Annotated in this window: 10 protein-coding genes; 4 read left to right on the top strand and 6 right to left on the bottom strand. The window is 40.5% G+C overall.

Features of this window, described 5'->3' with window-relative positions; all coding sequences use genetic code 11:
- Positions 1–15: 15 nt before the first annotated feature.
- From B4A24_RS00710 to panC, 6 genes are all read right to left on the bottom strand, one after another.
- Positions 16–705: an FKBP-type peptidyl-prolyl cis-trans isomerase gene (locus B4A24_RS00710; RefSeq protein WP_293941326.1), complete on the bottom strand. Its 690-nt coding sequence runs from the start codon at positions 703–705 to the stop codon at positions 16–18.
- Between the two features lie 75 nt (positions 706–780).
- The gene (locus B4A24_RS00705) at positions 781–1,248 is read right to left on the bottom strand and encodes a thioredoxin family protein (protein ID WP_293941323.1); all 468 of its coding nucleotides are present in this window, start codon (positions 1,246–1,248) and stop codon (positions 781–783) included.
- Between the two features lie 43 nt (positions 1,249–1,291).
- Positions 1,292–3,628: a TonB-dependent receptor gene (locus tag B4A24_RS00700; RefSeq protein WP_293941320.1), complete on the bottom strand. Its 2,337-nt coding sequence runs from the start codon at positions 3,626–3,628 to the stop codon at positions 1,292–1,294.
- Between the two features lie 350 nt (positions 3,629–3,978).
- On the bottom strand, positions 3,979–4,341 hold the full coding sequence (locus B4A24_RS00695) for a hypothetical protein (RefSeq protein ID WP_293941318.1): 363 nt from the start codon (positions 4,339–4,341) through the stop codon (positions 3,979–3,981).
- A gap of 95 nt (positions 4,342–4,436) precedes the next feature.
- Positions 4,437–4,787 (bottom strand): aspartate 1-decarboxylase, encoded by a 351-nt coding sequence (gene panD / locus B4A24_RS00690; RefSeq protein WP_172396314.1) that lies wholly within the window; start codon positions 4,785–4,787, stop codon positions 4,437–4,439.
- A gap of 154 nt (positions 4,788–4,941) precedes the next feature.
- Complete coding sequence (panC, locus tag B4A24_RS00685) at positions 4,942–5,790, bottom strand: pantoate--beta-alanine ligase (RefSeq protein WP_293941313.1); 849 nt, start codon at positions 5,788–5,790, stop codon at positions 4,942–4,944.
- A gap of 148 nt (positions 5,791–5,938) precedes the next feature.
- Here panC and B4A24_RS00680 point away from each other — a divergent pair, with 148 nt between their 5' ends.
- The 4 genes from B4A24_RS00680 (at position 5,939) to uvrC (ending at position 12,071) form a co-directional block, all read left to right on the top strand.
- Positions 5,939–6,757 (top strand): glycogen/starch synthase, encoded by an 819-nt coding sequence (locus B4A24_RS00680; protein WP_172396316.1) that lies wholly within the window; start codon positions 5,939–5,941, stop codon positions 6,755–6,757.
- 323 nt (positions 6,758–7,080) lie between these two features.
- Positions 7,081–7,560 carry a 2-C-methyl-D-erythritol 2,4-cyclodiphosphate synthase gene (ispF, locus tag B4A24_RS00675; protein ID WP_288808904.1) on the top strand — a complete coding sequence of 160 codons (480 nt, stop codon included), beginning with the start codon at positions 7,081–7,083 and terminating at the stop codon, positions 7,558–7,560.
- 275 nt (positions 7,561–7,835) lie between these two features.
- Positions 7,836–10,106, top strand: a complete 2,271-nt coding sequence (locus B4A24_RS00670; RefSeq protein ID WP_293941310.1) for a transglycosylase domain-containing protein — start codon at positions 7,836–7,838, stop codon at positions 10,104–10,106.
- Between the two features lie 153 nt (positions 10,107–10,259).
- Positions 10,260–12,071: an excinuclease ABC subunit UvrC gene (uvrC, locus tag B4A24_RS00665; RefSeq protein ID WP_293941307.1), complete on the top strand. Its 1,812-nt coding sequence runs from the start codon at positions 10,260–10,262 to the stop codon at positions 12,069–12,071.
- The last annotated feature ends 89 nt before the right edge of the window (positions 12,072–12,160 follow it).

Here is a 12,160-nt window from a genome sequence, read left to right as displayed (position 1 = left end):
TCAAATAGAATGTTTTTAGTTTGAAGTGGCTGCAGCAATTGCGGTAACTTCAATTTCATATGCAACAGGTGTATTTACAGGAACAGTTACTTTTTCACTTCCATCTTTAAATTCTTTTTGATCAAAACCCAAATAAGATGGTGCCACAAAACGAATTTTGGATCCTTTCACTAAGCCTGTGGCTGTTAGCCCGTTGAATTTTAACTCTCGACCATCTTGACTAATTACTTTAGGGATAAAGGCATAGTACCACGAACCGCCATACTTATTGATCGCAGGACTTAAGTTGCTATAATTAGTCGGCGTACCCTCTTTACTTTGATCGAATACAGTTCCGTTCAACAATTGTCCTTTGAAGTTGATTGTTAACGATGGTGACGTAATTACATAGCCTCCATTTCCAACCTGAGCTTTATAAGTATAGGACGTTTTGTCACCAGGGCTTAAAATCTGATAGACAATCTTAGTTGAGTCGTCTACAACATAGTTTGGCTCCCCAGCATCATTCTTGAAGTTCTGTTTAGCATATTCTAACAACAAAGGAGCTTGATCTTTATATAAAGAATCTTGTCTTGCTTTCTCTTTTTTCATAGCTTCTTCTTGTTGTCTGTAATATTCATCCCAGTCAAAGTTATCTTTATTACATGCTGTAAAAAGAACTCCCAGACACAAAAATGCCATTAAAAATTTCGTGATATTTTTCATAATTTCTTAAAGTGTGTATTAATTATAAAACTCAAAACGCACTTCCGTTTGGTTTCGCTACACAAATATGTTAAATTATTCTAAAAAAACACCTAACTCTTTTGAATTCAGGTATTTTTGCTGTATATTTTTTAAGCGAAACTCCCTGTCAAATCGAAGGATGCTAGGAAAAACCATTTGTTTCCCATTCAATAACGTTAGCGCCAAAGGATGGTACTGGCCAGTTCTTTTCTTATCCGATTTTGCTTTCCAAATGCTCTGGTCAAAGGTAATTTTCTGTACAGATTCCGCATCCAGTCGGACCGCATAATAACTTTTATCGATCACTGTAACAATATCCGGCTTTGTAAATATCTCCTGTTCCATCTTTCGACAATAGGTACACCAATCGGTATGGATAAAAATAATGGTCTCCCTTGGTTCTACTGCAAGTAAGGAATCGAGCTGATCAAAACTGACCCAATTTATCCGCTCCTGTCCAAAATGTAGGAGCGGATAAAGGAAAGCGATCAATAGTATGCTTATTCTCCGACAATATTTCATTGTTATATTTTTATTCGGTGTTAGCTATCCCAACACCAATCTTCTAATGAAAATGGCCAACGCGGAGTCCGAACGTATAGGTCCTCGGACGTGTTGGCCCATAAATATAATCTGAATCCCGTAACGCTCCTTTGTCAAAATCCTTTTGGAAGGCGTTGAACATATTCTGTACACCACCAAAGAACTCGATGCTAAAATCCTTATGTACAGGCAGTGTATACCCCAAGCGTAGGTTTAACTCAACAAAATCATTAGCATTCTTTAATGTCATGATATCTTGCTGGATATGTGGCACAATCATTTTACCTGTATATACTCCTGTCAGGTCAACTGCAAATCGTTTTGTCGCTTTCAGGTTGGTGTTCATATAGCCATAGATATTGGGTGTACGGACATATTTTTTTGTCCAGATATCATGGGCATCCTCTTTCCCTTCATAGATCAGCTGATCCTTCTTGTAACGAGAGCGTTGGATGGTTCCACCTGTCTGAAAGGATAGCCAGGATGAAGGTGCAATATTGATTTCGATGTTAAAGCCATACACGCGTGCGCCTTCTCCATTTTGCATCTCCTGAATAATCAACCCATCCTTTTCTGAGGCCATAATGTTGACAAACTGATTGTTGAGATCTGTATAGAAACCTTCGACAAGCAAGCTTGTCTGTACATTTCCAAAGTTTTTATTGTAACTGAATGATCCCGTATAGGCATTGGAATATTCGGTTTTTAAGTTTTCACCAATAAGGACAAAAACCTGGTTGCCGCCGATCGAGGTTACGTGCATGTCTTCATTAAATGCCTGCGGCGCCCTGAAACCACGTGCATATCCACCTCTGAACTGCAGGTCTTTCGTGATATCATAAAGAACAGTTAATCGTGGGCTGAAAGTACCAAAGCGTTGATCCGAATTCCGATTTATACCTGCAAGACTGTATTTACCATCTACAAACGTGTAATCGTAGCGGGCGCCAATCAGTGTTTTCAATGTTGAAAAGGGTTTCCATTCGTATTGTGCGTAAGTACCCAATCCCTTATTCTGCTGGTCAATCGTCCGCTTATAGCCGGGAATCTCATCCTGGGTGTCGTTATAGGAAAACTCTACACCTGCTGTAAATACATCTTTTTCAAAATTGTAGGTGTACTGACTTCCTAAAACAAGTGCAATATCATCTGTTTTTCCATACGAATTGGATGCAAGGGTACTATCTGCTAAGGTTGTTCCTCCTCCAAGTCCACCATAATAACTGTCGCGCACTGTTTTCTGGACCGAGCCATAGGCTGAGAGCTTATGTTTGTAATCTTCGGAATAATGGTCGTAGGTAATTCCACCGACAATGGAACTGGTTTGCAACTGTTCTGTGATCTGGGTCAAGTGAGGTGCTTTGTCAAGTTGATCTCCCCCCCGGCGGAATTCATTGACCGTACTAAAATCTACCGTGATTTTATCCAAGTCACTTGGTTTATAAAATAGTTTGGTGCCAAAAGTCGTATTACGAAGCTTGGTGATCTCTGAAAAGCCGTCACCGTTTGCGTCATAAGATTCTCTATTGCGATGCATCCCATAAAATGTTGCGCCAGTTTTTAAGTCCTCTGCGACAAGCGAAGTATTGAAGTCGACGGTGTTGTCCCAGCTTTTTCCACCGATCAGTGAATTGGTAGATTTTACCTGCCAGTCGTTCTCGACAGGATCTTTCGTAATGATATTGATTGTTCCGGCGATGGCATTGGCTCCGAACAATGCTGAGCCACCACTGCGCACGACTTCGATTCGGTCAATCATGCTGGTTGGGATCTGGTCCAATCCGTAGACACTATTTAATGCCGAAAAGACGGCCCTGCTATTAATTAATATCTGTGAGTATGGGCCTTCGAGGCCGTTGAGTCTGACCTGTGAAAAACCGCAATTTTGACAATTGTTTTCCACCCGGACTCCGGGCTGATAATTCAATGTTTCGGACATCGCTACAGATTGCGTCGCATTGAATAGCTTTGGTCCGATCACATTGACCACAACAGGCGCATCCTTGCGTTTTACGCCGTATCGGGTAGCCGAGACAACTACCTCATCCAGATTAAGATTATCTTCTTCAAGCTGGATCTGGAGCGGGGATGCTACCGTGTCCAGACTGATCACCCTGGTCATCGAACGATAGCCCACAGCCGAAATATTTAAGGTCACCTTGGGTGTAGCAAGGGCATTGAATTTAAAATGACCTTCGGCATCAGATGAGGTAGCTGATTTGCCATTCTTAATGGTCAATGTGCCCGAAGCAATAGCCTCACGGTTTTTGTTGAATAAATAACCCTCCAATGATGATTGCGCGTATATAGTGGATGTGCTGGCCAATAGTGTAGCCAGTAAAGTGTATTGTTTTAGCATTTTTATTGTATTGCGTATTGAGATGCCCGTACGTACTTATAGCTTTTATACAGCAAGCTTTTTCTTCTTGCAGAGGATACTAAATAAGGAACCTTACCTGAAGCTTGTGTGCATACTACATGCATAGTCTTTGGACGAACAATCGCTATGATGTAAACATAAGGGTATCATCTATCTACTTTGTAAAATTAAATATGGAGACATTGGTTTTGTCCCTAAGGAGTACCAAACCAAGGCTCTGATCATTATTTTTTCCATGGCGAAAAATAAATGTACTTACCAATGCCGATGGCATTATGATACAATGTTTTCACAGGATGTAGTCAGATTTGAAAAAATATGAACTGTATTTATACAAAGTAGGGAGGCCCCCGGAGGTAGTAGGGACTGTTTGTGATGGTGGTAACTTCTGGGCAGGCCGAACAATAAACGGTTAACTGAATTTCCTTTGGTATGGGAAGCTCGAGGACGGTAAACTCGGTCTGAACATAGGTGTTTTGATAGATGACATTCAGGTAATCGATCTGGTCATCGGTTTCTTGTGGTTTTTCTTTTTTTGTAAAATCGTAAGGGTGCGTGTGCATCACGATTTCCCCGGTCGATTTTACTTCTTTGTGCATGAAAACAACACCAGAAATAATAATCAACGACATCAGGACCAATTGGACTGATGCGATAAGCTGACGTAGATTTCTTGTTGTTTTTGATTGCATAAAAAAGCGCTACCCGATAAGGTAACGCTTCAAAAATACGATATAAAGTTAAGATTAAAAATTAAAACTAAAATCTCAATTCTAATATCTCAATACTATTTTATCAAGTGATTGTTGTCATCTGGGAAAACCAAAGAGGGTTGAAACTGTTTAGCTTCCTCAAAATCCATGGTTGCATATGAAATAATAATGATGATATCACCGACTTGGACCAAACGTGCCGCAGCTCCATTCAGACAGATGGTACCTGATCCACGTTGTCCTGGAATGACATAAGTTTCCAGGCGGGCTCCATTGTTATTATTTACGATTTGAACTTTTTCGTTAGCGATGATATTTGCAGCATCCATCAAATCTTCATCTATCGTGATACTACCCACGTAATTCAATTCCGCCTGTGTGACTTTCACGCGGTGAATCTTGGATTTCATTACTTCTATTACCATGGCGCAAAGGTAAAGCTTTTTTTAGTATTTAAATATTCGTAGCCTGATTTGAACCGCGGCTTATGACACGCTGTGGCATTATTGCTGTTTTTTTTACCTCATAACTACAAATCAGCAACGTCGATGCCCCCAATTATCCGATCATTCCTCTTGCTTAAGTTAGCACCATATTGTCAATAAGTCGGACACCTTCTACCCATGCTGTTACGAGCGCTACATGTGGCTTGCTGAAATCAATCTGTTCAACCTCTTTTAACGAAGTACTTTCGCAGATAGCGAAATATTCGACAGTCACCCCCTCTGTACCTGTTAATATTGCTAAGGCATTATTTTTAACCTCTTGTAATCCAGTGTTATCGGTAATGTGGTCTTTCAGATATTGCAACGAATGGGAGAGCGCCAGGGCCTTTGTTTTACCTTCTTCACTTAGGCGCATATTCCGGGAACTTAAAGCCAGACCATGTTCATCCCTGATTATTGGGCAGATCGCCAATTGAATTGGAAGATCTTTGATTTCGATCATACGTTTGATGACCATGACTTGCTGAAAGTCTTTTTGACCAAAACAGGCGATATCGGGTTGTACTAATGTAAATAATTTATAGACGACTTGTGTTACACCCTGAAAATGCCCGGGCCGTTTTTCACCCTCCCAAATTTGATCCAATTCGCCAAGGTCAATATGCCAATGCTCCTCTTTGTCCGGATACATTTCTTCTACACTTGGCATAAATAAAATATCACAATCCACGGATTCCAATAGCTTGATATCAGCTTCAATTGGACGCGGGTATTTTTCAAGATCTTTGGGGTCGTTGAACTGCGTAGGGTTGACAAAAATGCTGCAAACACGGATATCGCTGATGGGTTTGGCATAATCCAATAAGGATAAATGCCCTTCATGCAGTGCACCCATCGTCGGAATCAAGGCGATTTTTTTACCTGCGGAACGTGCTTTTTGGAGATGCGCTTGGAGAGCGGCTTTCGTTTTGAAAATTTCCACTTTACTGAATAATTTTTTGTTGGCAAAGTTGCATATTATTTTGGGAATATAAAACGATGATTGATAGTAAATTGCATGGTAAGTATTTTTTTTGTACCTTTGTAGACCGATTTTACTGTTCGAAAATAATAAATAAAAATAACTGGAGATGGCAAAAACGAAGATATTGTTTATTACTCACGAGATGTCGCCTTTCCTCGAATTAACCAAAATTTCTGAAATTACACGTCAACTGCCTCAAGCGATGCAAGAGAAGGGTTTTGAAATCCGTATCTTGATGCCTCGTTTTGGGAATATCAACGAGCGTAGAAATAGATTGCATGAGGTGATTCGTCTTTCAGGCTTGAACATTGTTGTGGATAATAATGATAATCCGCTAATTATTAAAGTAGCTTCACTGCCTGCAGCTCGGATGCAGGTGTATTTCTTGGATAACGAGGACTACTTTCAGCGTAAAAAAGTTTTTAGTGATGAGCATGGCGAATTCTTTGCAGACAATAATGAGCGTTCGGTGTTCTTCTGTAAAGGAGCGTTGGAAACTGTTAAGAAATTAGGCTGGTCGCCGGATGTAGTACACTGTCATGGATGGTTTTCTGCTTTGGTACCTGCTTATGTAAAAACAACGTATAAGGACGATCCTACATTTAAGGATGCAAAAGTGATGTACTCGCTGTTTAACGAGGAGTTTAAAGGTACATTAGGATCGAAATATGCCGAAATGGCTCCGGAAGGCGCTTTTAAAACCGCGGATGCGCAAGTGTACGGGGACGGTAGTTATGAAGCAATCTATAAAGGTGCTTTACATTTCACTGATATGGTTGTCGTAGCAGACGAAAATGTGAATACGGCAATTGTTGATTTCGCTAGATCCAAAGACATTCAGGTTTTTGAGCCTAATGGCGATCAGGACTACGATGCTTTTGGAGAAGTATACGATCAGTTTGCTCCTGAAGAAGTAGAGGTATAGCACGATGTCCTGAAGATTTGAGTAAAAAAAGCAGACAATAAATTAGTAAAAAGGGCTATTTCCAACGAAATAGCCCTTTTGTTTTTTACGGAATATACGTTTAGCGGAGGTAATTTGAAAACGATAGAAATCTAGGATAGCAAAGTCCTTTTCAGGATATCAGTGGTAAAATGTTATCTTCGTAGCAATGGAAGCCAGGTGATCAAAATAATGCTGGAAAAGTAAATAATGGTCAAGGGTAGATCATCCTATTACAGAACGAACTGCGTATAACGAGCTTATTTATGACGTTGCAAAACGTGAGCTCATAATATATTAATATAATGAAAATTAAGGTAGGATTTGGGTTTGATGTTCATCAAATAAAAGAAGGACACCCATTTATTGTAGGAGGTGTACAGCTGGAACATCACGCTGGAGCATTTGGGCATTCGGATGCGGATGTCTTGGTACATGCCATTTGTGACGCTATTTTAGGAGCTGCAAACTTAGAAGATATCGGTTATCACTTTCCCAATACAGATATGCGTTGGAAGGGGATTAGTAGCTTGTTGCTATTAAAAGAATGTATGGGATTGATTCAGGCAAAAGGATACCAACTTGGTAATATTGATGCGATGCTTTGTCTTGAAGCGCCCAAAATCAAACCTTATATTCCACAGATGAAGATTAAATTGGCAGAGGTGACAGGCCTGGATATAGATGATATTTCGATCAAGGCAACGACTAATGAGACAATGGGTTTCATCGGTAGGCAAGAAGGCGTTGTTGCCTATGCAGTCTGTTTAATTGAACGACTTTAGAGGCGGATGTGCAAACATTTTGATCCTTTAATGTTTACTTTTGGATGAATTAGTAATACCTTTGCCATGGCAACATTCTTTGGCACACTATCTGATAGAGTGGACATTAAAATCTATAAGAGCAAGTAACTGAATATCCATGTTTGAAAAATACGCATACGGATAAGAAGACAGGATATTCAATAGCTTTTAACAATAAAATGCTTTTGCATTCATGAATATTACTGCAAACAAGCACAAATGAATAATATTTACATCTGAAATTTCGTAAATAGATGAAGCGAGTATCAAAAAAAAATCAACTTACTGAAAGCGATATAAAGCGATATACATTCAATTTTTGGAAGATCGTCATCGGCATTGTCGCGCTGGGATTTTTATTTATATTGAGTATACGTATGGGGTTGTTCGGGAAGTTACCTTCGTTCAGCGATCTGGAAAATCCCAAAAGTAACTTGGCATCCGAGGTCATTACGGAGGACCGTAAAGTCTTGGGGACCTATTATGTGCAGAACCGTTCCAACGTCAAATACAGTGAATTGTCGCCCTATTTGGTCAAAGCATTGGTTTCCACTGAAGACAAACGCTTTTATGACCATTCTGGGATAGATTATTCCCGTACCTTTACTGTGATCTTTCATACCTTGACCGGCAATAAACAGGGGGGGAGTACCATTACGCAACAGCTGGCGCTTAACCTCTTTTCTGATGGCCGCCAAAAGAATTTTTTAAAACGGATTATCCAAAAATTTCAAGAATGGGTGACAGCTGTTCGTCTGGAAAGAAATTATACCAAGGATGAGATTATTACCATGTATTTCAATACCGTGGATTTTGGGGCGTACAATACATATGGGATTAAATCTGCTGCACGTACTTATTTCAATACTACGCCAGATAAATTAACTGCTGAGCAAGCGGCGCTCTTAGTGGGTATGTTGAAAGGTCCCGGAGCCTATTCACCCGTAAGATATCCTGAAAAGTCAAAAATTCGGCGTAACACTGTATTAAATAATATGGTGGCTGCCAATTTTATTTCAGCGGAAGAGGCAGCTAATGCAAAAGAGAAACCACTCGGACTAGAATTAAAGATCGCAAACTACGGTGAGGGCTTAGCTCCATATTTTAGAGCAGTATTAAAGGATCAGATTAAGAAAGAATTTGCTAATCTAAAGATCGTTAAAGCTGACGGTACACCTTATGATTTAGATCGTGATGGACTAAAGATCTACACGACCATTAATATGTCCATGCAGCAATATGCCGAAGATTCGCAGAAAGAATGGATGAAGCAGCTGCAATCGAAATTTTCTGCGCAGTGGAAAAATAGGGACCCATTCAAAGGCGAAAAAGCGAAGTTGTTGATCAGTGGAATGAAACGATCCGATCGGTATCGCATACTGCGCGAAGAGGGATTGAATGAAGATGAGATCAAAAAAGCTTTTAATGTAAAGGTTCCGATGAATATTTTTACATGGAAAGGCAGTAAAGATACCATGATGACACCAATGGATTCCATTAAGTACAATAAGTTAATGCTGCGAAATGCCATGATGTCCATGGAACCAAAAACAGGACATATTAAGGCATGGGTTGGCGGTATTGATTTTGGCCACTTTAAATATGATCAAGTAAAAATGGGGACACGGCAAGTGGGGTCTACGGCCAAGCCATTTACCTACGCTGTGGCCGTTGACAATGGCTATTCACCTTGTTATAGTATCCCAAATTATCAACAGACTTACAACGGTTGGACGCCAAGGGGAAATGCACAAGGCGGCAACCCGATTACTTTGGCCAAGGCTCTAGCGTATTCACAAAACTTTGCGACAGCTTATCTGGTGCATGAAGTGGGCGCAGCGGAAGTCGCTGCATTGACCAAGCGTATGGGCATAACGAGCGAGGTACCCAATTACCCTTCCATCTCCCTAGGAGCGTACGAAGCATCAGTCTTTGATATGGTTGGTGCTTATTCAGCCTTCGTTAATCAGGGTACTTGGATCGAACCGACAGCAATCTTACGGATAGAAGACAAAAATGGTACGCCTATCTATGATAAGGCACCGAAAGTCGTTAAAGCGCTGAATAGCGAATCCGCTTATATCATTGTGGATATGCTGAAAAAAGTTGTATCGCAGGGTACTGCACGACGTATTCAGTGGAAATATAACCTGACTAATCCGATTGGGGGTAAAACGGGTACAACCAATGATAACTCGGATGCCTGGTTTATCGGTATCACACCCGAACTGGTCACGGGTGTCTGGACGGGAGCCGAAGATCGGGGAATCAGTTTTGACCGGATGGAATATGGACAGGGGGCAGCGGCTGCAATGCCAGTTTTTGCTTTCTTTATGCAAAAGGTCTATAAAGATTCAAACTTAAAATATACAAAAGGTGATTTCGAACAACCTCAGGGTGGGCTCACCCGTGTCATTGACTGTAACCAGTACTGGGGCGGTGGTGGCTCTGATGTCGAAGACGGATCTACAGATTCAAGCAGCAAAGATGAACCCAAACTAAAAGATGACCGTTTAGGATTTTAGTGTTAAGTAGTTAGATAGGAGTATTGAGATTCTGGTTGCACAGGCCTGCGGCGTACAAAGTGTTTTTTCAAAGATTAAGGAATAAGGACTTTGGTTTGACAAGACTATGGCTTATAAGCTGTCTCCGTTTTTTACTTTTTAATTTTTAAAGTTTTGACATTTGACTATAGAGAAGAATTAAAGAAAATACCTCATCGACCAGGGGTCTATCAGTATTTTGATAAACATGATGAATTGATCTATATCGGCAAGGCGAAAGACCTTCGTAACCGGGTAGGTTCATATTTTGTCAATGAAAATCAATTGAATGGTAAGACACGCGTTTTGGTGCGTAAGATCAACCGAATTTCTTTTACTATCGTAGATACCGAAATTGATGCCTGGTTGCTTGAAAACTCTTTAATCAAGAAACATAAGCCAAAATACAATGTCATGCTCAAGGATGACAAGACCTATCCATGGATTGTTATCAAGAATGAACCTTTTCCCCGGGTGTTTTGGACCAGGCAATTTATTAAAGATGGCTCCCGCTATTATGGGCCATACCCTTCTGTGGGTATGATGCACATCGTACTTGATCTGATCCGCGAATTATTTCCGCTTCGTACCTGTAACCTGGCATTGACACAGGAGAATATCCGAAAGGGCAAGTTCAAGATTTGCCTCGAATATCAGATCGGAAACTGTAAGGGACCTTGTGAGGGATATCAATCTGAGGAAGATTATGATCAAAATCTGAGCGACATCAAGGATATTCTGAATGGTAAAATTGCCGTTGTCACCAATAGACTAAAAGAAAGCATCGCTTCAGCGGCCGCTTCGCTGGATTTTGAACGTGCGCAATTGATTAAAGCTAAACTTGATAAACTGGATAATTATCAAAGTAAATCGACTGTTGTCAATTCCTCGATTACCAATGTAGATGTTTTTAGTATTGCCTCGGATGATGGTTATGCGTTTGTAAATTACTTAAAAGTGATGAACGGCGTTATTATACAGACGCAGACCCTAGAAATGAAACGCCGTTTGGATGAAAGCGAGCAGGAATTACTGTCATTAGCCATCCCTGAAATACGCGAGCGGTTTAAAAGCCTTTCGCGGGAGATTATTGTACCCTTCGAACTGGATATTGAGGAAAACGAACGGATAAAATTCACAATTCCCAAACTGGGGGAAAAGAAGAAACTCCTGGAGCTTTCCCAAAAAAATGTAGCTTTTTTTAGGAAAGAACGCTTATTACAATACGAAAAACTTAATCCAGACATTCGTACCGAGCGTATTTTAAAACAGATGCAAAAGGATCTTCGGATGAATGTCTTGCCGCAGCATATCGAGTGTTTTGATAACTCTAATATCCAGGGAAATTATCCCGTATCGGCTATTGTAGTGTTCAAAGATGCAAAGCCTTCCAAAAAAGATTATAGGCATTTTAATGTGAAAACCGTGGAGGGACCCAACGATTTTGCGACCATGGAGGAGGCTGTTTTTAGGCGCTACAGAAGATTATTGGACGAGGATCAGCCCTTGCCGCAACTGATTATTATCGACGGAGGTAAAGGGCAATTAGGCGCGGCATTAAAAAGCTTGCGCTTATTGGGAATAGAACGCAAGGTAACGGTCATCGGCATCGCTAAGCGATTGGAAGAACTGTTCTATCCTGGGGATCAATACCCACTCTATCTGGATAAGAAATCGGAAACCTTAAGGATCATCCAGCATCTGCGCGACGAAGCACACCGTTTTGGTATCACCTTTCATCGAAATCAGCGTAGCCGGAAGACTTTTGTGTCTGAGTTGGAAAATATACCAGGGATTGGAAAGACAACGGTGGAGAAGGTGTTGACTGAATTTAAATCGGTAAAAAAGGTGAAGGAAGCTTCGGACGAAGACCTAAAAAAAGTGCTTAACCTGAAACAGATTAAAGCACTTCGTGAATATTTTAGTGGAACGAGCTTATCAAGCTAGAGCTAACTTTTCTGATATCGCTGTTTTGATACTTTCTCAATTCATTTGTTAGGTCTGAAAAATCAATAAAGAAAAACAGATGGCATGGT

It is taken from the genome of Sphingobacterium sp. UBA7249 (assembly GCF_002472835.1).
In the GTDB taxonomy this organism is placed as follows: Bacteria; Bacteroidota; Bacteroidia; order Sphingobacteriales; family Sphingobacteriaceae; genus Sphingobacterium; species Sphingobacterium prati.
Note: the sequence above shows the minus strand (reverse complement) of the source record. Positions and strands in the feature narration are given on the sequence as shown.